A 24,511-nucleotide genomic window follows, 5' to 3' on the forward strand; every position below is an offset into this window, starting at 1 on the left:
GTGCCTCGTTTAATTTGCAGGATTATTCAGGCCCGACTCATTAATTCCTCCAGCTTGCGCGCCAGAATGCGACCGATTTCCGCGGTCGGTTCTGGCTGGTTCATGTCTCCGTGTTTGCAGGGAATATCATAGACTGCGATACTCCCAAGCACATATGGATTCCACGCGTCGGCGGAGGCGAGCGTATGGAATTCATCCTCCGCTATGATTGCACGAAAGAAGAGCGCATTCCCGCTATAAGTGGATGGAGAAAATATCCTCCGCATACGCCTATGGTTTTGCATAACCTTCCAGGCGTTTTCCCATCTCCGCTCATCCATGGCCGAAAACATTTCATCGCCATAGCGAGAAGCAGCCTGAGCGTATATCGCATCTCGGTCGAGCTCCCGTTTATCACTTAAGCGGCCAGGGTCCGGATCACTATCCAACAAAGCCAGCAGCGCCACGCTTTCGCCCTGCTGTTCGAGTTGAGTGGCCATGCTATGCGCCACATAGCCACCGAAGGACCATCCTAGCAAATGGTAAGGCCCGTTAGACTGGATACGGCGAATGTGCTCGATGTAGTCCGACGCCATCGCGTCGATTGTTTCCGCCAGTGGCGCGGTGCCATCGAAGCCACGGTCTTGCAAACCATAGACGGGTTGATCGGCGCCTAAGTGCCTTGACAGACCGATATAACTCCAGCTCAAGCCGCCGCCGGGATGAATACAAAAAAGCGGTGGGCGAGTGCCCTTTGGTTGGAGAGGAAGCAGGACGGCAAAGGCATTTTCTTGTATGCCGTCCGGCATGAGCAAGCGCTGCGCCAACTCAGCGACGCTCGGCGCCTCGAACAAGGTCCGAATCGTGATGTCGATGTTCAGGCTCGCATAGATACGACTAATGAGCCGCATCGCAAGCAGTGAATGCCCACCCAGGTCAAAGAAGTTGTCATGGCTATGCACCTTCTCCAATCCGAAGATCTCCGCCCACAATTCAGCCAGCGCCTTTTCCATCGGTGTTTGGGATGACGTCGAATCCCAGGCTGACAATGCCTTGTGGTCAAGCTTGCCGTTGCGCATCAGCGGTAAGCTGTCTAGCAATCTCACGGCGGCTGGGACCATCGGCGCGGGTAATTGTGTTGCCACATACTGGCGCAGGTCCATCGGCTCGATGCGTGCGCCATCTTCTGCATCAGGCTGATGAAGGACCACATAGCCAATGAGTTGTTTGTGGCCCACGCTATCTTTGCGGGCGATGACCGCGGCCTGCGCCACGGCCGGATGGCGTCGCAAAGCGGCTTCCACTTCGCCAGGCTCAATACGCCAACCATCGATTGTGACCTGCCGATCGGTGCGACCGATGAAGTCCAGCGTCCCTTCCGGCCGCCAACGCACAAGATCGCCCGTGCGGTACATACGCGCGCCCACCGGACCGAACGGATGAGCCACAAAGCGCTCGGCCGTCCATCCCGGGCGGTGGACATAGCCTCGGGTCACCCCGTCGCCCGAGAGATACAACTCACCGGGCACGCCGACGGGAACAGGCCTCAGCCCTGCGTCTAGAACGTAAGCCTGTACGTTGTCCAGCGGGGTGCTGACCTGCTGACGCTGGATTACGTCTTGTAAGGCCGATACGTCAAGCGCCTCCGGGGCGGCAATTATCATCTGCCCACCGGTGAGCAGCGGCTGCCACAGCTCATACATTGACGCATCGGAGGCCGGTGGCGAATACAACAGTACGCACTCCCGTGTTCCCGCCAGGGGCCCGTGCAACGCTAAATTGAGCACATTGCGATGGGTGATGCCAACCCCCTTGGGCTGTCCGGTGGCGCCAGAGGCGTACATCAGGCAGGCCAACTGCTCAGGGGCGCAGGCCGTAGCCGGATTATGGCTCGGCTCGCGGGCCAACCAGGAGTCGGCATCGACGACAATGATCCGGGCATTATGCATTTTGCCGCGTGTTTGCAAGGTACAGTCTGTCAGCAAGAGCCGCGCGCGCGTCTCCCCCAGTACGGCTTGTAACCGGCTGTCCGGATCTGTGTCATTAAGCGGCACATAAGCGCCGCCGGCCTTGATCACGGCCAGGGTGGCCACGATCCGCTCGGGCGTGCACGGCATCAGGATCGCAACCGGCGTCTCCGGCACGATACCTTGTCGAATCAGGCAATGCGCGAGTCGATTGGCTTGCGCATTAAGTTCGGCATAGCTGAACGATTGATCCTCAAAGACCAGAGCGATGGCGTCGGGTGCCTGGGTCACTTGCGCTTCGAATAACGCGGACAATGTTGTCTCGGGTAGCGGACGCGCAGTAGTGTTCCAGTCGACCAATAACTGCTGCCGTTCTGTGGCATCGAGCCATTCGATGCGTCCGACGAACTGGTCGGGATCTTGCGCCATGGCCTCGAAGAGACGAATCAGGCACTGCGTCAGCCGCTCAACCGTCTCACGCTCGAACAGGTCGGGGCGATAACCCAATTGGAATGACAACTGTGCGCCCGGGACGGCGGTCAGACTGAGCGGATAATGCGTCGCGACGCTGCCGCTGATGCCCATGATCCGTAGTTTACCCGCCACCTGCCGTGCACTGTGATCGACCGGGTAGTTTTCAAACACGACCAGCGTGTCGAACAGCTGACCGAGTCCAGTCACACGCTCGATATCGGCTAGATCGAGGTGCTGATGTTCAAGTAGGCAAATTTGCTGATCTTGGAGGCGCGCCAACACATCGGCGATAGACTGCGCCGGGCTGCATTGGAAGCGTAACGGCGGGGTGTGAATCAACAGCCCCACCATGTGCTCGATACCCGGCAATTCGGGCGGACGCCCGGCCACGGTCACACCGAAGACCACATCGTCGCGCCCCGTTAGATGGTTCAGTAAGAGGCCCCAAGCGCCTTGCACCAAGATATTCAGGGTGAGGCGCTGCTTGCGAGCCTGCTGGTTTAGCGCGCGGGTAAGCGTTTCGGATAGCGTCCAAGCCAAGTTTTCTTGGGGCCTCGACGTGGTCAGCCGTGCGGGTGCGAGACGGGTCGGTTCTTGCAGCCCTGCGAGCACCTCGCGCCAAGCGCGCTCAGCGGCCGCGTGATCGCTCGCCTTGAGCCAAGCCAGGTAGTCCCGGTATGGCGTCACGCGCGGCAGCGCGCGCCCATCACCGCCATTGGCATATAAGGCGAACAACTCTCGGATCAGCACCGGCATCGACCAGCCGTCCAGCAAGATATGATGACATATAAAAACCAATCGAGATTGGTTCGAGGTCAGACGGACTAAGCTGAAACGCAACAGCGGTGGCTGGGTAGGATTGAAGCGGCGTGAGCAGTTTTCCTGTAAAAAGCGCTGATAGGCTACTTCACGCGTGGCGTTATCCAGTCCGCTGAGGTCGATCTCCTGCCAAGGCAGCGGGACGGTGCGTGGGATCACCTGGACTGGCTCGTTCAGCCCTTGATGCACAAAGCTGGCGCGCAGATTGGCGTGGCGTTGCAGCAGCGCCTGTATCGCAGCCCGCAGGGCTTGACTGTCCAGCGTGCCCTCCAGATCGAAAATCACCGGCATCGCATAGGCAGCTGATCCCTGGTCAGCCTGGAGGGCATAAAAGAGTTGGCCCTTTTGCAGCGGAGAGAGCGGCAGAATTTCCTCGAGTTCGGGTTGCCTCGCTTCCAATTGCTCGATTTGGTCCTGGCTAAGGCTCACCAGCGGCACGTCCGAGGGCGTCAAGCCGCCCGCATCGGGCAGCTCAACATAGGCGACCAGGGCTTCCAAGACCCGGAACCAGGTCTGTGCCAGATCTTGCATCTGCTCGACGGTAAAAAGCGCGCCTGCCCAAGACCAGTTAGCAATGAGCTCGGGCCCGTCGGGGCGATCCAGAGTGAGTGCGTTCAATGCAATCGCGTGGGGCAGCGGCATGGCCGGATCGCTGCCGCCACCTAAGGTGTTGCTCTCAGGCGCCGGTCCCCAATCTTGCGCTTCGGGAGCGGCAAAGCGGCTCAGATAATTAAAGCTGATCTGTGGCGTCGGCAAATGCTTGAGGATCAGCGCGGTCTCGGCGTTCAAATGTCGCAATAGGCCATAGCCTAAGCCATGGTCCGGCAACGCGCGGAGTTGCTCCTTGGCGCGCTTCACCAACCGGCCCAGCATGGGACCGCCCGCCAAGGCCGCATCGAGATTTAATTTACCCAATTCGAATCGTACCGGGAAGAGACTTGTGAACCAGCCCACCGTACGCGACAGATCCAGGCTCGCGTCAAGGAGCTCGCGGCCATGCCCTTCCAGATCGATCAGGACATCGGGATGATGATGCCCTTGGCGCTGCCGCCAGCAGGCCACCGCCAGCGCGAACGCGCTCAACAGCACATCATTGACACGCCCGTGAAAGCGCGCCGGCACTGCGCCGAGCAACGGCGCGGTGAGCGTGGCTGGTAACGTCAGGCTCAGATGCTGCGCCGTCGCCATGGTGTCGTGCGCGGGATCCAGTGGGCGCGCGGACAAAAGCGCATCGGCGCCATCCAGCATGCGCTCCCAAAATGGCAATTCGGCATACCGGGTTTCGCTCAGCGCCTCATGCGAGAGCCATTGCGCCCAACGGCGCAAGGAGGTGCCGGTGGGCTCGAGCGCGATAGGCTGTCCGGCCTGCGCGGCTTGCCAGGCACTGGCCAGATCGGACAGTAGGATGCGCCAGGATACCCCATCGACTGCCAGGTGATGAATCGTCAGCAGCAATCGGCCAGGCGCGTCGCCCGCCTCGAACCAGACCGCTTGCAGCATCACGCCGGCTTGTGGGTCGAGCCGGGTCTCAGCAGTTTGCGCTTCCTGACTGATCCGTGCCTGGCGGACTGACTCACCCAACGCCGCGATCTCGACGCGGCGCAGGCAAGCGCTAGCGGATACCGCTCCGGCAGGCGGAATCTGCAGCCCCCAGCCGGCGTCTTGTGCGGACAATGGCAATAGCTGCAAGCGCAGCGCGTCGTGGTGATCGAGCAGCGCTTGCAAGGCGGTGCTCAGGTGATCGGCCTGAAGCGCGGCCGGCACTTGCAGTAGCATCGTTTGATTAAAGCGGCCGATGGGCCCGTTACGCTCAAGGAACCAACGAATGATGGGCGTGAGCGGCACCTCGCCGGTGGCGATATCGGCTACGGCAGGCCGTGTATCGTCCAACGGTTTGGCCACGATGGCGAGCGCGGCAACGCTTTGATGCTGGAAAACCTCGCGCGGGGTAATCGCCCATCCTGCCTTGCGGGCGCGGCTAACTAATTGGATCGAGAGAACGCTGTCACCGCCCAGATCAAAGAAGCTGTCATCGACGCCCACGCGCGGCACGCCCAACACATCGGTAAACAACTCGGCAAGTGTCCGTTCCTGCGGCGTGCGCGGGGAGCGATAGCAGTGCTTTGAGATAAACTCGGGTGTGGGCAGTGCTCGGCGGTCGAGCTTGCCGTTGGGGGTTAACGGGAACGCATCCAGGCGCATGAACGCAGCCGGTACCATGTACTCGGGCAAACGAGTGGCCACATGCGCGCGCAGCGTGCTCGCCAGCGACTCGTCTGGTTTGGCCACGACATAGGCAATGAGACGCTTGTCGCTGACCTCGCCCAGCGCAAGCACCGCAGCGTCGCGTACCTGCGGGTGCCCAGCAAGACATGCTTCGATTTCGCCCAGCTCGATGCGAAAGCCGCGCAGCTTGACCTGATGGTCGTTACGGCCGATGAACTCCAAATTGCCATCGGGCCAATAACGCGCCAGATCGCCCGTCTTGTACATCCGTGCGTCATCTTTGTCCGAGAACGGATCGCGCACAAAGCGCTCGGCGGTAAGCTCGGGCCGGTTCAGATAGCCGCGCGCGACGCCTGCGCCACCGATGTACAGCTCACCGACCGCGCCCAGCGGCACCGGCTGACCGCAGGCATCCAGTAAATAAATTCGTGTGTTCGCAATCGGCTGGCCAATCGGGATGATCTGAGCGCTAAAATCCCGTGAGCTACGCCATGCTGTCGCACAAACGCTCGCCTCCGTTGGGCCATACGCATTGAATACGATGTGTTGCTCGCTTAAGGTTCGAATCAATGTCGCACTGGGTGCTTCGCCAGCCAGAATCAGCGTCAGGGGTACGCTAAGATTGAACAGCCCTTCACCATTTTGAAGCAGTGCAGGCGGTAAGGTCGCGTGCGTAATCGCATGACTGGTCAAATAATTGCACAGTGCATGCTGATCACGACGGACCGTGTCGGGCGGCAAAAACAAGGCCGCACCGCTGCTGAAGGTCATCATGATTTCAGAGACGCTCGCATCAAAACTGAACGAGGCAAACTGTAACACTCGGCTGTCTGCACGAACCTCAAAACACGCGATCTGCGCCTGAGCAAGATTGACTACGTTGCGATGCTGGACCATCACGCCCTTGGGCGTGCCGGTAGAGCCGGACGTATAGATCACATACGCGAGATGACGAGCCGTGAGGCCCGGCACTGACGGATTCGTGTCCGTCAGTGCCGGCAGCGTGTTCGGATCAAGCACGGTGCGCTCGGCGAGCGCCGCATCACCAAGCGCGGCGCGGCCCGCCGCATCGGCCAGCACGATAGCGGGCGCGGCATCGGCCAGAATATGCGTGAGCCGCTCGCCCGGATACGCCGGGTCCAGCGGCACATAGGCGCCGCCCGCCTTCAGGATCGCCAGTAGCCCCACCACCATCGCGGGACTCCGCTCGACACAGATCGCCACTCGCGCATCGGGCTGCACCCCCAACTCGATCAGCCGATGCGCCAGGCGATTGGCCTGTGCATTCAACTGTGCGTAGCTGAGCGTCTGATCCTCGTACGCCACCGCTGTCGCCTCGGGCGTGCGCGCTACCTGCGCTTCGAACAGCTGGTGGATGCATTGGTGCGCAGGATAATCCTGTTGCGTCGCGTTCCAGGTCTGCAGCAGTAAGGTCCGCTCGGCTGGCGCGAGCAACTCGACGCAAGCCACCGGTTGCTGCGCGTCGGCCGCCATCGCTTGCAGCATCGCCTGCAGATATCCCACGTGCCGTTCGATCGTCGCGCGCTCAAACAACGCCGTCGCATAGCTCAGACTGCCGACGATCCCCTCGCCCGCCTCATACAGATTCAGATCAAGATCGAACTTGACCACGTCATACTCCAGCGCAAGCGGCTGCGCCGTAAGACCGGACAGGTCCCACGCTTCGGTCTCGTTGTTCTGCCATGCGAACATCACCTGAAACAGCGGCGTATGCGCGAGATGGCGCGGCGGCTGCACGATTTCCACCACCTGCTCGAACGGCAGATCTTGATGCGCTTGCGCGTCCAATGTCGTGCGTCGCACCCGCTCGAGCAACTGCGCCAGACACGGCTCGCCTGACAGATCCAGGCGCAACGCCAACGTGTTCACAAAGAAGCCGATCAACGGCTCGATCGCGGTGTGCCCCCGGTTCGCGCTTGGCGTGCCGATCACCAGATCGGGTTGGCCCGACAAGCGCGAGAGCACCGCGCTCCACGCCGCGAGTACGGTCATGAACAGTGTCGCACCGTGCACGTGGCTCAAACGCTTGAGCGCGCGCGTCGTGGATGCATCGATATAAATCGGCACCCGCGCGCCGGCAAACGATTGCTGCGCCGGGCGGGGACGGTCCGTGGGCAACTCGAGCAGCACCGGCGCGTCGGCCAGCGTCGTGCGCCAGTAGTCGCTTTGGGCCTCAAGCCGCTCGCCCGAAAGCCACTGCCGCTGCCAGGCCGCATAATCTGGATATTGGATCGCCAGCGGCGGCAGCGGATCGGCTTGGCCGTCACAGGCCGCGCGGTACAGCGCACCGAATTCGCGCACGAGCACCCCGGTCGACCAGCCATCCGAGACGATATGGTGCTGCGTGAGCAGCAGTACGTGCGCATCGTCGGCCAGCTGGATCACGCTCGCGCGGACCAGCGGGCCATGCGCCAGATCGAATGGCGCGTGCGCTTCCTCGGCACAGAACGGTGCCAGTTGCGCATCGGCATCGCTCACTTTACGCCAATCGTGCCAGCGCAGCGGCATGCCCGCCTCGGCGGGCAGCAGCCGTACCTGCGGCTGGCCGTCCACGCTCAAAAAGACCGAGCGCAGCGCTTCGTGACGAGCCCATAGCGCATCCAGCGCCTGCTGCCACGCGCGCCGGTTCAAGGGCCCTCGCACGCGCAGCGCGAACGGAATGTGATAAGTAGCGCTCACGCCGTCGAACTGCGCGAGGAACCACAGCCGTTGCTGCGCGAACGACAGCGGCAGCGCCCCCTCGCGGCAGAGGGGTGAGATCGCAGGCAGCACGGCGCTGTCTGGCGTGCGCTGCGCGTTGAGCGCAGCGGCGAACCCGGCCAGCGTGGGCGCGGCGAATAGCGCCGCGAGCGGCAAGTCGGCGCCGAGCGCGGCCACCCGGTTCATCAGTCGCACGGCGAGCAGCGAATGCCCGCCGAGCGCGAAAAAGCTGTCGTGCCGGCTGACCTGCTCGACGCCCAGTAGTTCAGACCAGATTGCCGCGAGCGCGGTCTCGAGCTCGCCTTGCAGCGCCTCGTAGGCTTGATGCGCGAACGCATCAGCGTCCGGCGCCGGCAGCGCACGCCGGTCCAACTTGCCGTTCGGCGTCAACGGCAACGCGTTGAGCTGCACGAACGCGGCCGGCACCATATACTCGGGCAAGGTTGCCGCGACATGTACGCGCAGCGTGCTGGCCAGCACAGCATCGGCGGGCGCCACCACATAGGCGACCAGGCGCTTGTCGCCGCCGTCACCCACCGCCAGCACCACCGCGTCGCGCACTTGCGGGTGCTGCGCCAGACACGCCTCGATCTCGCCCAACTCGATACGAAAGCCCCTCAGCTTGACCTGATGGTCGTTCCGGCCGACGAACTCCAGATTGCCATCGGGCTGATAACGCGCCAGGTCTCCCGTCTTGTACATCCGTGCGTCATCCTTGTCCGAGAACGGATCGCGCACAAAGCGCTCGGCCGTCAACTCGGGCCGGTTCAGGTAGCCGCGCGCGACGCCTGCGCCACCGATATACAGCTCGCCGACCGCGCCCAGCGGCACCGGCTGACCGCAGGCATCCAGTAAATAAATTCGTGTATTCGCAATCGGCCGGCCGATCGGCACAGTGTCTTCCGCGTAATCCGCTGGGCAGCTCCAGGCCGTCACGTCAATCGCGGCTTCCGTCGGACCATACAAGTTATACAGCCGCGCACCCGGCAATAGCCTTTGGCAAAGCCGGACACTCGCACCGGCTAGCACTTCACCACTGCAGATCAACCGCTTCACAGACGTACAGTGCTGAATCCCTTTATGGTGCAAGAACGTGCCGAGCATGGACGGCACGAAATGAACAGTGGTAATGTGCTGCCGGATTACCAGCGCCATTAAGGCCGCGGTATCTCGGTGCACATCCGGTGCGGCCACAACCAGCGTGGCACCATTGAGCAAGGTCCAGAAAAACTCCCAGACAGACACATCAAAGCCAAAGGACGTTTTCTGTAGCACGCGGTCGGTCGTCGTCAAGCCATAGGCTTGTTGCATCCAGACCAGGCGATTGATCAGCGCCCGATGCTCATTTTGCACACCCTTCGGGGTACCGGTGGAGCCGGACGTGTAGATTACATACGCGAGATGGCGGGCCGTCAGACCCGGCACCGACGGATTCGTGTTCGCCCGCTCCGGCAGCGTGTTCGGATCAAGCACGATGCGCTCGGCGAGCACCGCATCACCAAGCGCGGCGCGGCCCGCCGCATCGGCCAGCACAATCTCGGGCGCGGCATCGGCCAGAATATGCGCCAGCCGCTCGCCCTGATACGCCGGGTCCAGCGGCACATAGGCGCCGCCCGCCTTCAGGATCGCCAGCAGCCCCACCACCATCGCGGGACTCCGCTCGACACAGATCGCCACTCGCGCATCGGGCTGTACCCCCAACTCGATCAGCCGATGCGCTAGGCGATTGGCCTGTGCATTCAACTGTGCGTAGCTAAGCGTCTGATCCTCGTACACCAGCGCCGTCGCCCCGGGCGTGCGCGCCACCTGCGCTTCGAACAACTGGTGCATGCATTGGTGCGCAGGATAATCCTGTTGCGTCGCGTTCCATGTCTGCAGCAGTAAGGTCCGCTCCGCGTTGGGCAACACCTCCAACTGCCGCACCGGCCGCTCGGGGGTCGCCTCGAGCGCCTCGGCCAAGCTTGCCAGCGCTTGCTGCATATAACCACACATCCGATCGGGATCCAGCGACGCCACCACCTGCGCCGTCAGCCCCAGCGCCTGCCCGAAGTCTTCCACCGACAGCAGCAATGGATAATTGGTGCGTTCCTCTGCACTCAGTAGCTCGACACCTGGTAGCCCACCGCGCTCGCCCGCGGGCACATTGTGCCGGTAATTGAGCAGCGCACTGAACAGTGGCGCGCCCGCCGGCACCCCGCTGCAGCGTTGCGCCAGCGCCAACGACGCATGTTCATGTTCGAGTAGCGCCGCCAGCCGCGCATGCGTGTCGCGCGCGCTGTGCTCAACGCTGCCGTCGAGTTCCACACGCAGCGGCAGCGTATTGATAAACAGCCCCATCGCGCTGTCAGCGCCGTCACCCGCCTGCATCCGCCCGAACAGCACCGTGCCGAACACCACCCGCGGCTGACCGCTCGCGCACGCGAGCACCTGCGCCCACGCCAGATGACACAGGCTGGCCAGGCTCACACCTAGGCGTCTGGCCTGCGCGCGGAGCCGATCGTTCAATGCCAGAGGCAACATCCGCTGCGCTTCATGCACGTGCGCGCCGTCGCGATGCACCTGCGCAAGACCGAACGGCAACGTGGGTTCGTCCACGTCCGCGAGCCACTCGGTGAAAAAACGCGCATGCTCGGCTTGACTCACGCCCAGGCGCGCTTGCGCGACCAAATGACGGAACGGCTGCGCTGCCGGCAGCGTCTCGCCCCGGCCTTCGATGAACGCCTGCACCTCGGTGTGCAGGACTTCCAGCGTTGAGTGATCACCAATCAGATGGTGCAGCAGCTGGACCAGCAACCAGCGACCATCGGCATCTTGCGCAAACGCAAAGCGCAGTAGCGGCGCCTGGGTCAAATCCAGGCGAAAGTGGCGGGGATCAAAGCGCCGCGCCAATTGTTCGGCGATCGGCCCGTCGGCGGCCTCCAGCACGAGCTCGGTCACCGACAGCTGCGCGTAACGCCAGACCACCTGCGCGGGGGTGGACACCCCTTGCCACACAAATGCGGTGCGCAGAATGTCGTGCCGGTTGACGACCTGCTGGATGGCGCCCAGATACTGATCGAGCCGCGCCCGGCTATCAAAGGCCAGTTGGCCGATCAGCAAATACGGATCGCCTGCGCTTGCCAGCAGATGGTGAAACAGGATGCCGTCCTGCAATGGCGAGAGCGCATAGATATCTTGGAGATTCACGATGCCACCCGGCACCTGCCCGACAATCCGATCGATGTCGGCCTGCGTCAGGTCAATCAGTGGCAACATCGATGGCGTCAGCGCGGTGGTCTCGGGCGTGATGACGTTGGGCGGCACCGTCACGTCGCGAAGCTGGCCCAACGCTTGAGCCAGCGCGCTGAGCGTCGGGGTGTCAAACAGCGCACGCACGGACAAGCCGAGCCCCAGACGCCGCAAACGCTCGATGAGCCGCACCGCGAGCAGCGAATGGCCGCCGAGTGCGAAGAAACTGTCGTGCCGGCTAACCTGCTCGACACCGAGCAGTTCAGACCAGATTGCCGCGAGCGCGGTCTCGAGCTCGCCTTGCGGCGCTTCGTATGCCTGATGCGCGAGCGCATCGGCGTCCGGCGCCGGCAGCGCGCGCCGGTCCAGCTTGCCGTTCGGCGTCAACGGCCACGCGTCGAGCCGCACAAATGCGGCCGGCACCATATACTCGGGCAAGGTTGCCGCGACATGTGCGCGCAGCGTGCTCGCAAGTAGTTCATCGGGCTCGGCCACGACATAGGCCACCAGGCGCTTGTCGCTGCCGTCGCCCACCGCCAGCACCACCGCGTCGCGCACCTGCGGGTGCTGCGCCAGACACGCTTCGATTTCGCCCAGCTCGATGCGAAAGCCCCTTAGCTTGATCTGATGGTCGTTGCGGCCGACGAACTCCAAATTGCCATCGAGCAGATAACGCGCCAGATCGCCCGTCTTGTACATCCGTGCGTCGTCCTTGTCCGAAAACGGATCGCGCACAAAGCGCTCGGCGGTGAGCTCGGGCCGGTTCAGGTAGCCACGCGCGACGCCTGCGCCACCGATGTACAGCTCGCCGACCGCACCCAATGGCACCGGCTGACCGTAGGCATCCAGCAAATAAACTTGTGTGTTGGCGATCGGTCGGCCGATCGGGATAATCTCACCGCTAAAATGCCGTGAGCTCCGCCATGCTGTCGCACAAACGCTCACCTCTGTTGGACCATAGGCATTGAATACGGTATGTTGTTCGCTTAAGGTTCGAAGCAATGCCGTACTGGGCGCTTCGCCTCCCAGAATCAACGTCAAGGGCGTGTCCAGAGTGGGCAAGCCTTGGCCATTTTGCAGCAATGCAGGCGGTAAGCTCGCGTGCGTAATTGCATTATTTGCCAAATATTCCCACAGTCCATGCCAATCCTGACGGGCTGTCTCGGGCGGCAGATATAAGGCCGCGCCGCTAGCCAAGGCCATAAAAATATCGGCGGCGCTTACATCGAAACTGAAAGAGACAAACTGCAAGACGCGGCTAGCTGCGCGAACGCCGAAGCAACCGATTTGCGCTCGAGTCAGATTCACAATACCACGATGCTCAACCATCACGCCCTTCGGCGTGCCAGTAGAACCGGACGTATAGATTACATACGCGAGATGGCGGGCCGTCAGGCCTGGCACCAACGGATTCGTGTCCAGCCGATCCGGCAGCACAGTCGGGTCGAGTACGGTACGGGACACCAGCGCCACGTCACCGAGCGCGGCGCGGCCCGCCGCATCGGCCAGCACAATGTCGGGCGCAGCATCGGTCAGCACCTGCGCGAGCCGCTCGCCCGGATACGCCGGGTCCAGCGGCACATAGGCGCCGCTCGCCTTCAGAATCGCCAGTAGCCCCACGACCATCGCGAGGCTACGCTCGACACAGATCGCCACTCGCGCATCGGGCTGTACCCCCAACTCGATCAGCCGATGCGCCAGGCGATTGGCCTGTGCATTCAACTGTGCGTAGCTGAGCGTTTGATCCTCATACACCAGCGCCGTCGCCTCGGGCGTGCGCGCCACCTGCGCTTCGAACAGCTGGTGCATGCATTGGTGCGCAGGATAATCCTGTTGCGTCGCATTCCATGTCTGCAGCAGTAAGGTCCGCTCCGCGTTGGGCAACACCTCCAACTGCCGCACCGGCCGCTCGGGTGTCGCCTCGAGCGCCTCGGCCAGGCTTGCCAGCGCCTGCTGCATATAACCACACACCCGCTCGGGATCCAGCGACGCCACCACCTGCGCCGTCAGCCCCAGCGCCTGCCCGAAGTCCTCCACCGACAGCGTCAACGGATAATTGGTGCGTTCTTCGGCGTTGAGCAACTCGACGCCCGGTAACGGTAGTCTGTCACGCTCGCCTGAGCGCATTGCATTGTGCCGGTAATTGAACAACGCACTGAACAGCGGCGCGCCCGCCGGCACCCCGCTGCAGCGTTGCGCCAGCGCCAACGACGCATGCTCATGTTCGAGCAGCGCCGCCAGCCGCGCATGCGTGTCGCGCGCGCTGTGCTCAACGCTGCCGTCGAGCTCCACGCACAGCGGCAGCGTATTGATAAACAGCCCCATTGCGCTGTCGGCGCCGTCACCCGCCTGCATCCGCCCGAACAGCACCGTGCCGAACACCACCCGCGGCTGACCGCTCGCGCGCGCGAGCACCTGCGCCCACGCCAGATGACACAAGCTGGCCAGGCTCACACCCAAGCGTCTGGCCTGCGCGCGCAGCCGATCGTTCAATGCCGACGGCAACATCCGCTGCGCTTCGTGCACGTGCGCGCCGTCGCGATGCACCTGCGCAAGACCGAACGGCAACGTGGGTTCGTCCACATCCGCGAGCCACTTGGTGAAAAAACGCGCATGCTCGGCTTGACTCACGCCCAGGCGCGCTTGCGCGACCAGATGACGGAACGGCTGCGCTGCCGGCAGCGTCTCGCCCCGGCCTTCGATGAACGCCTGCACCTCGGTGTGCAGGGCTTCCAGCGTCGAGCGATCGCCAATCAGATGGTGCAGCAGCTGGACCAGCAACCAGCGGCCATCGGTGTCTTGCGCAAGCGCAAAGCGCAGCAGCGGCGCCTGGGTCAAATCCAGGCGAAAGTGGCGGGGATCGAAGCGCCGCGTCAATTGTTCGGCGATCGGCCCGTCGGCGGCCTCCAGCACAAGCTCGGTCACCGACAGCTGCGCGTGACGCCAGACCACCTGCGCGGGGGTGGACACCCCTTGCCACATAAATGCGGTGCGCAGAATGTCGTGCCGGTTGACGACCTGCTGGATGGCGCCCAGATACTGATCGAGCCGCGCCCGGCTGTCAAAGGCCAGTTGGCCGATTAGCAAATACGGATCGCCTGCGCTTGCCAGCAGATGATGAAACAGGATGCCGTCTTGCAATGGCGAGAGCGCATAGATATCTTGGAGATTCACGATGCCACCCGGCACCTGCCCGACAATCCGGTCGATGTCGGCCTGCGTCAGGTCAATCAGTGGCAACATCGATGGCGTGAGCGCAGTGGTCTCGGGCGTAATGACGTTGGGCGGCACCGTCACGTCGCGAAGCTGGCCCAGCGCTTGAGCCAGCGCGCTGAGCGTCGGGGTGTCAAACAGCGCACGCACGGACAAGCCGAGCCCCAGACGCCGCAAGCGCTCGATAAGCCGTACGGCGAGCAGCGAATGGCCACCGAGTGCGAAAAAGCTGTCGTGCCGGCTGACCTGCTCGACGCCGAGCAGCTCGGACCAGATCGCCGCGAGCGCGGTCTCGAGCTCGCCTTGCGGCGCCTCGTATGCTTGATGCGCGAACGCATCGGCATCCGGCACCGGCAGCGCGCGCCGGTCCAGCTTGCCGTTCGGCGTCAACGGCCACGCGTCGAGCCGCACAAATGCGGCCGGCACCATGTACTCGGGCAGTGCTGCGGCCACATGCGCGCGCAGCGTGCTAGCCAGCGCGTCATCGGCGGGCGCCACCACATAGGCCACCAGACGTTTGTCGCCATCGTCGCCCAGCGCAAACACGGCCGCGTCGCGCACCTGCGGGTGCTGCGCCAGACACGCTTCGATTTCGCCCAGTTCGATGCGAAAACCCCGGAGCTTGATCTGATGGTCGTTGCGGCCCAAATACTCGATATTGCCGTCCACCAGCCAACGGCCTAGGTCACCCGTCTTGTACATTCGTTCCTGGCTGTCGCCTTGAAACGGGTTAACCACGAAGCGTTCTGCCGTCAGTGCAGGATGGTTCAGATAGCCTCGGGCCACACTTGCACCGCCGATATGGATTTCTCCGACCACGCCTACTGGCACCGGCTGGCCGTGGCGGTCGAGAATGTAGATTTGTGTGTTCGCGATGGGCCGCCCAATGACTGCCTGTGGCGGTACTTGGTCGACGCAGCCGTATTCATAGAACGTGACGTCGCCATTAACTTCCGACGATCCATAAAAATTTAGCAAGCGAATGCTCGGCCATGTGGTGACAACCTGCCGTGCCAACTCGGGCGCTAGCCGCTCGCCACTGCATACGAGTATTCGTAGCATGTCGAGCTGATCCTTTTCCCCTTCCAAAAAAGCTTTGAGCAACGATGGCACGACGACCAAATGGGACACGCCAGTCTGCCTTAAACGTCGCGCGAATAAGGATGCGTCTTTAACCGTAGTATTGTCGAACGCAACCAACATGCCGCCAGCGAGCAACGCCCCAAGTACCTCGGTGACCGAGTCTACGAAGCCAATACTCGTCTTCAATGCAGTGACCGGCGGTTCTTTCAGCACATTCAGGACAAACCACAGCAGGCGGTTAGTCAGTCCCCCGATGGTCGCGCTTACCCCCTTAGGCGTGCCGGTCGAACCCGACGTATAGATCACATACGCGAGATGACGAGCCGTGAGGCCCGGCACCGACGGATTCGTGTCCGCCCGCTCCGGTAACGCATTCGGATCGAGCACCGTGCGCTCGGCGAGCACCGCATCACCGAGCGCAGCACGGCCCGCCGCATCGGCCAGCACGATAGCGGGCGCGGCATCGGCCAGAATATGCGTGAGCCGCTCGCCCGGATACGCCGGGTCCAGCGGCACATAGGCGCCGCCCGCCTTCAGGATCGCCAGTAGCCCCACCACCATCGCGGGACTCCGCTCGACACAGATCGCCACTCGCGCATCGGGCTGCACCCCCAACTCGATCAGCCGATGCGCCAGGCGATTGGCCTGTGCATTCAACTGTGCGTAGCTGAGCGTCTGATCCTCGTACGCCACCGCTGTCGCCTCGGGCGTGCGCGCTACCTGCGCTTCGAACAGCTGGTGGATGCATTGGTGCGCAGGATAATCCTGTTGCGTCGCGTTCCAGGTCTGCAGCAGTAAGGTCCGCTCGGCCGGCGCGAGCAACTCGACGCAAGCCACCGGTTGCTGCGCGTCGGCCGCCATCGCTTGCAGCATCGCCTGCAGATATCCCACGTGCCGTTCGATCGTCGCGCGCTCAAACAACGCCGTCGCATAGCTCAGACTGCCGACGATCCCCTCGCCCGCCTCATACAGATTCAGATCAAGATCGAACTTGACCACGTCATACTCCAGCGCAAGCGGCTGCGCCGTAAGACCGGACAGGTCCCACGCTTCGGTCTCGTTGTTCTGCCACGCGAACATCACCTGAAACAGCGGCGTATGCGCGAGATGGCGCGGCGGCTGCACGATTTCCACCACCTGCTCGAACGGCAGATCTTGATGCGCTTGCGCGTCCAATGTCGTGCGTCGCACCCGCTCGAGCAGTTGCGCCAAACACGGCTCGCCTGACAGATCCAGGCGCAACGCCAGCGTGTTCACAAAGAAGCCGATCAACGGCTCGATCGCGGTGTGCCCCCGGTTCGCGCTTGGCGTGCCGATCACCAGATCGGGTTGGCCCGACAAGCGCGAGAGCACCGCGCTCCACGCCGCGAGTACGGTCATGAACAGTGTCGCGCCGTGCGCGTGGCTCAAACGCTTGAGCGCGCGCGTCGTAGATGCATCGATATAAATCGGCACCCGCGCGCCGGCAAACGATTGCTGCGCCGGGCGGGGACGGTCCGTGGGCAACTCGAGCAGCACCGGCGCGTCAACCAGCGTCGTGCGCCAGTAGTCGCTTTGAGCCTCAAGCCGCTCGCCCGAGAGCCACTGCCGTTGCCAGGCCGCATAATCCGGATATTGGATCGCCAGCGGCGGCAGCGGATCGGCTTGGCCGTCACAGGCCGCGCGGTACAGCGCACCGAATTCGCGCACAAGCACCCCGGTCGACCAGCCATCCGAGACGATATGGTGCTGCGTGAGCAGCAGTACGTGCGCATCGTCGGCCAGTTGGATCACGCTCGCGCGGACCAGCGGGCCATGCGCCAGATCGAATGGCGTGTGCGCTTCCTCGGCACAGAACGGCGCCAGTTGCGCATCGGCATCGCTCACTTTACGCCAATCGTGCCAGCGCAGCGGCATGCCCGCCTCGGCGGGCAACAGCCGTACCTGCGGCTGGCCGTCCACGCTCAAAAAGACCGAGCGCAGCGCTTCGTGACGGGCCCATAGCGCATCCAGCGCCTGCTGCCACGCGAGCCGGTTTAAGGGCCCCCGCACGCGCAGCGCGAACGGGATGTGATAAGTGGCGCTCACGCCGTCGAGTTGCGCGAGGAACCACAGCCGTTGCTGCGCGAACGACAGCGGCAGCGCCCCCTCGCGGCAGAGGGGTGAGATCGCAGGCAGCGCGGCGCTGTCTGGCGTGCACTGCGCGTTGAGCGCGGCGGCGAACCCGGCCAGCGTGGGCGCGGCGAATAGCGCCGCGAGCGGCAAGTCGGCGCCGAGCGTGGCCACCCGGTTCATCAGTCGCACAGCGAGCAGCGAATGCCCGCCGAGCGCGAAAAAGCTGTCGTGCCGGCTGACCTGCTCGACGCCCAGTAGTTCAGACCAGATTGCCGCGAGCGCGGTCTCGAGCTCGCCTTGCGGCGCCTCGTATGCCTGATGCGCGAATGCATCGGCGTCCGGCGCCGGCAGCGCGCGCCGGTCCAGCTTGCCGTTCGGCGTCAACGGCAACGCGTTGAGCTGCACGAACGCGGCCGGCACCATATACTCGGGCAAGGTTGCGGCGACGTGTACGCGCAGCGTGCTGGCCAGCGCAGCATCGGCGGGCGCCACCACATAGGCGACCAGGCGCTTGTCACCGCCGTCGCCCACCGCCAGCACCACCGCGTCGCGCACTTGCGGGTGCTGCGCCAGACACGCCTCGATCTCGCCCAGCTCGATACGAAAGCCCCTCAGCTTGACCTGATGGTCGTTACGGCCGATGAACTCCAGATTGCCATCGGGCTGATAACGCGCCAGATCGCCCGTCTTGTACATCCGTGCGTCGTCCTTGTCCGAGAACGGATCGCGCACAAAGCGCTCAGCGGTAAGCTCGGGCCGGTTCAGATAGCCGCGCGCGACGCCCGCGCCACCGACGTACAGTTCGCCCACCGCGCCCAATGGAACCGGCTGTCCGTACGCATCGAGCAAATAAACCTTCAAATCCGGAATCCGCACGCCCATCGGACTGCCAACTTGAGTGCTGTCCTGGGATCGAAGCGGCCGGTAGGTCACATGCACAGTCGTTTCTGTAATTCCATACATGTTCACCAATTGCGGAGCCTGCTCTGCGCGTGTCGCATACCACGTTTGCAAGATGGAAGGCTCCAACGCTTCTCCACCAAAAATCACATAGCGTAATTGATCCTGTAATGCGTTTTGCGCTTGGCTGGCGATAAATGTCTTGAACGCACTCGGGGTCTGATTCAATACAGTGACACCCTGTGCACAGACCAACCGGTGGAAGTCTTGTGGTGAACGAGCAATCTGATGGGGAACGATGATAAGCTTGCCACCATGACGCAATGCTCCCCAGATCTCCCAAACAGAGAAATCGAAAGCAAAGGAGTGAAACAGGCACCAGATATCATGCTGGTCAAAGTGGTACCAAGGTTGTGTCGCGTCAAACAGACGGACAACCTGTGCATGCTCGACCATCACGCCCTTGGGCATGCCGGTCGAGCCAGATGTATAGATCACATACGCGAGATGACGGGCCGTCAGGCCCGGCACCGACGGATTCGTGTCCAGCCGATCCGGCAGCACAGTCGGGTCGAGTACGGTACGGGACGCGAGCGCCACGTCACCGAGCGCGGCGCGGCCCGCCGCATCGGCCAGCACAATCTCGGGCGCGGCATCGGCCAGAATATGCGTGAGCCGCTCGCCCGAATACGCCGGGTCCAGCGGCACATAGGCGCCGCCCGCCTTCAAGATCGCCAGCAGCCCCACCACCATCGCGGGACTCCGCTCGACACAGATCGCCACTCGTGCATCGGGCTGTACCCCCAACTCGATCAGCCGATGTGCGAGGCGATTGGCCTGTGCATTCAACTGTGCGTAGCTGAGCGTTTGATCCTCATGCACCAGCGCCGTCGCCTCGGGCGTGCGCGCCACCTGCGCTTCGAACAGCTGGTGGATGCATTGGTGCGCAGGATAATCCTGTTGCGTCGCATTCCATGTCTGCAGCAGTAAGGTCCGCTCCGCATTGGGCAACACCTCCAACTGCCGCACCGGCCGCTCGGGTGTCGCCTCGAACGCCTCGGCCAGGCTTGCCAGCGCCTGCTGCATATAACCACACACCCGATCGGGATCCAGCGACTCCACCACTTGCGCCGTCAGCCCCAGCGCCTGCCCGAAGTCCTCCACTGACAGCAGCAACGGATAATTGGTGCGTTCCTCTGCACTCAGTAGCTCGACGCCTGGTAGCCCGCCGCGCTCGTCCGAGGGCACATTGTGCCGGTAATTGAGCAGCGCACTGAACAGCGGCATGCCCGCCGGCACCCCACTGCAGCGTTGCGCTAGCGCCAACGACGCATGCTCATGTTCGAGCAACGCCGCCAGCCGCGCATGCGTGTCGCGCGCGCTGTACTCAACGCTGCCGTCGAGCTCCACGCGCAGCGGCAGCGTATTGATAAACAGCCCCATTGCGCTGTCGGCGCCGTCACCCGCCTGCATCCGCCCGAACAGCACCGTGCCGAACACCACCCGCGGCTGACCGCTCGCGCGCGCGAGCACCTGCGCCCACGCCAGATGACACAGGCTGGCCAGGCTCACACCTAGGCGTCTGGCCTGCGCGCGCAGCCGATCGTTCAATACCGGCGGCAACATCCGGTGCGCTTCGTGCACGTGCGCGCCGTCGCGATGCACCTGCGCAAGACCGAACGGCAACGTGGGTTCGTCCACGTCCGCGAGCCACTCGGTGAAAAAACGCACATGCTCGGCTTGACTCACGCCCAGGCGCGCTTGTGCGACCAGATGACGGAACGGCTGCGCTGCCGGCAGCGTCTCGCCCCGGCCTTCAATGAACGCCTGCACCTCGGTGTGCAGGACTTCCAGCGCCGAATGATCGCTCACCAGATGGTGCAGCAGTTGGACCAGCAGCCAGCGGCCATCGGTGTCTTGCGCAAGCACAAAGCGCAGCAGCGGCGCCTGGGTCAAATCCAGACGAAAGTGGCGGGGATCGAAGCGCCGCGCCAATTGTTCGGCGATCGGCCCGTCGGCGGCCTCCAGCACGAGCTCAGTCACCGACAGCTGCGCGTGACGCCAGACCACCTGCGCGGGGGTGGACACCCCTTGCCACACAAATGCGGTACGCAGAATGTCGTGCCGGTTGACAACCTGCTGGACGGCGCCCAGATACTGATCGAGCCGCGCCCGGCTATCAAAGGCCAGTTGGCCGATCAGCAAATACGGATCGCCTGCGCTTGCCAGCAGATGGTGAAACAGGATGCCGTCCTGCAATGGCGAGAGCGCATAGATATCTTGGAGATTCACGATGCCACCCGGCACCTGCCCGACAATCCGATCGATGTCGGCCTGCGTCAGGTCAATCAGTGGCAACATCGATGGCGTCAGCGCGGTGGTCTCGGGCGTGATGACGTTGGGCGGCACCGTCACGTCGCGAAGCTGGCCCAGCGCTTGAGCCAGCGCGCTGAGCGTCGGGGTGTCAAACAGCGCACGCACGGACAAGCCGAGCCCCAGACGCCGCAAACGTTCGATGAGCCGCACCGCGAGCAGCGAATGGCCACCGAGTGCGAAAAAGCTGTCGTGCCGGCTAACCTGTTCCACGCCCAGTAGTTCAGACCAGATTGCCGCGAGCGCGGTCTCGAACTCGCCTTGCGGCGCCTCGTACGCTTGATGCGCGAACGCATCGGCGTCCGGCACCGGCAGCGCGCGCCGGTCCAGCTTGCCGTTCGGCGTCAACGGCCACGCGTCGAGCTGCACGAACGCGGCCGGCACCATATACTCGGGCAGGCCGGCGGCAACGTGTGCGCGCAGCGTGCTCGCGATTAGTTCATCGGGCTCGGCCACGACATAGGCAATGAGCCGCTTGTCGCTGGCCTCGCCCAGCGCGAGCACAACCGCTTCGCGCACGGCCGGATGCGTGACGAGGCGCGCCTCAATCTCACCAGGCTCGATCCGAAAGCCACGGAGCTTGACCTGATGGTCGTTGCGGCCGAGGTACTCGAGATTGCCGTCGGGCCGGTAGCGGGCCAGGTCTCCCGTCTTGTACATCCGCGCATCCTCGCAGGCGCAGAACGGATCGGGAACGAACCGCTCGACGGTCAGTTCCGGGCGATTCAGATAGCCACGCGCGACACCAGCCCCGCCAATGTACAGTTCACCCACTGCGCCCAATGGCACCGGCTGTCCGTGTGCGTCTAGCAGGTAAATCCGTGTGTTCGCGATTGGCCGGCCAATGGTGGGTAGCATTTGGGTCGGTTTCAGCTCAGCAAGCGTCGCATCCACCGTGCATTCGGTCGGACCGTAAACATTATAGACCGTCAGGTGTGGCGCATTGGCCAGTCCCTGCCAAGTAGGGGCAGCAATTGATTCGCCCCCAACGAGCAAGGTCAATGCGCGTGGGTGCTTGAGCAAATCCGCTGATAGCAACATCTCAAGCTGGAGCGGTGTGCAATCCAACACGTCGACGTTTGTAGCCGCGAGCCATTGGAGTAAAGCTGCACCATCGGATCGTATATGTTGCGGAATCGGCATGAGCGTGCACCCATTCAGCAGACTAAGCACACTTTGCAACGATGCGTCAAATACAATACTGGCGTTCAGGCCTACCCTAGCATGAATTGGACAGCGAGCGAATACAGCATGCTGCAATGCGCTGTATAGATTAGCCAGCGACTGGTGCTCGACCATCACGCCCTTCGGCGTGCCGGTCGAGCCAGATGTATAGATCACATACGCGAGATGACGGGCCGTCAGGCCCGGCACCGACGGATTCGTGTCCAGCCGATCCGGCAGCACAGTCGGGTCGAGTACGGTACGGGACACCAGCGCCACGTCACCGAGCGCGGCACGGCCCGCCGCATCGGCCAGCACAATCTCGGGCGCGGCATCGGCCAAAATATGCGTGAGCCGCTCGCCCGGATACACCGGGTCCAGCGGCACATAGGCGCCGCCCGCCTTCAAGATCGCCAGTAGCCCCACGACCATCGCGGGACTACGCTCGACACAGATCGCCACTCGCGCATCGGGCTGTACCCCCAACTCGATCAGCCGATGCGCTAGGCGATTGGCCTGTGCATTCAACTGTGCGTAGCTGAGCGTCTGATCCTCGTACACCAGCGCTGTCGCCTCGGGCGTGCGCGCGACCTGCGCTTCGAACAGCTGGTGGATGCATTGGTGCGCAGGATAATCCTGTTGTGTCGTGTTCCACTCGACCAGCAGCCGATGCCGCTCCTCGGCATCCAGCAGCTCGACGCCGCCGATGGGCTGCGTAGCATCGGCCGCAAGCGTTTCCAGGAACTGGACAAACCGGCGCTGATACGCAACCAGCTCCGCCATGGAGTAGCATGCGGGATTCGCATTGAAGTCAATCCGTACTTGACTGCAGTCCGGCAGCGGATACACCCCCAGCATCAGATCTTCGACCGGCCCATTGAGCAGATTATGGTTCGTTGACGCATGTTCGCCAAAAGACAGACCGTAGTCAAACGGCATCACGTTGACCCCAGTGCTGAACAGCAGTTGGCCTGGGGCCAGTCCAAGTTTGCGCCGCAGCGCTTCGCTCGGGTAGCGTTGATACCGGAAGCCGCGTCGGATCTCCTGCGCGGCCTGCTGCATCAACGACGACAGGGTCATTTCTGGGTGCACCGTGAACCGAAGTGGCACAGCGTTCGCGAGGGTGCCAGGGATGTGCCGGTCAGCACCCAGGCGGGCGGTTACCGGAAAGCCCAATACCACGTCCTGTGCGCCGGTCATGCGATACAGATACGCGGCCAGCACAGCGGTCAGCAACTGGGCCAGCCGGCCTGCATCCGACGCGTAGTCCCCCACTGTTTGGGCCGCTAGGTAAGTCGTCTGACGCAGTCGATGCTGTAATGCGGGCGCGCTGCGGCTTGCCAGTGTGGCTGGCTCGGGCCAAGCCGTGCAGCGCTTAAGCCAATATGCTTCGTCCCGTGCCCGTTGGGCGGACTTCTGGTAGCGCGCATCGCTTTCCAACAGCTGCTGTACCGAACCAAAAGCACACGGCGGCGGCTCAATCCCCGCACACATCGCGCTATACACTTGCGCGACGCGTTGCCCGATAAGTGCGCCTCCATATCCATCCATCATGATATGGTGACTGCGCTGATACGAAATAAATTGCTCGGGCGCGATTTTCAACAGTGCGTACTGAAAAAGCGGCCCGCGTAATATATCCACGGGTCGCTCATAATCGGCGCGCATCCAGGCTTCAGCGGCCGCCTGGGGGTTGGTTTGTGCGCTGAAATCAAGCAACGGCACAGATGCTTCCGGTGAGCCGATAGACTGCCGTAGACCTTCATCACTTTCGACAAATTGCAAGCGCAAGCTGTCCGCCTCACCGATCACCTGCCGCACTGCCGCTTCAAATAGAGCAGGCTCAACGGCACCTTCGATTACTGTGTATTGCGCAATGTTGTAGACCGGGCTATCCGGATGCAGTTGCTGGGCAAGCCAGATCTCAGTTTGCGCGGCCGATAACGGATAAGTAACAAAAGGTGTAACACAAGCAGACATCATCAACCTCCCATCCAGATAATAGAGCTTAAGGCCGCCATCACCCACCTTTCCCAAGTCCGTATCACTACTCCATGCGGCCTGCGATGCGGGCAATGACAAATATCCCGCCTGTGCCGTCTAGGTTTGGGGGACAGGTTTCGTCACCTTCCCACATCGTCTTGCCCCCAGGGGCGTGCGATGGTTCGCGTAACCGCTTTAATGCGCGATCAACCGATCAAAGACCGCATCCAATGTGCTCATGAGTGTCATCTCAATCGCAGACATGTGCGGACCCGTCGTGCACGGCC

At 62.9% G+C, this 24,511-nt stretch carries 1 protein-coding gene; it reads right to left on the minus strand.

Annotated elements, in window-relative coordinates:
• Nucleotides 1-26: 26 nt before the first annotated feature.
• A complete protein-coding gene (locus NQD60_RS06915; RefSeq protein ID WP_257101287.1) occupies nt 27-24,224 on the minus strand; it encodes a non-ribosomal peptide synthetase in 24,198 nt (8,065 codons plus the stop codon).
• Nucleotides 24,225-24,511 lie beyond the last annotated feature (287 nt).

Origin of the sequence: Mycoavidus sp. SF9855 (assembly GCF_024582735.1) — a bacterium.
Lineage (GTDB): Bacteria > Pseudomonadota > Gammaproteobacteria > Burkholderiales > Burkholderiaceae > Mycoavidus.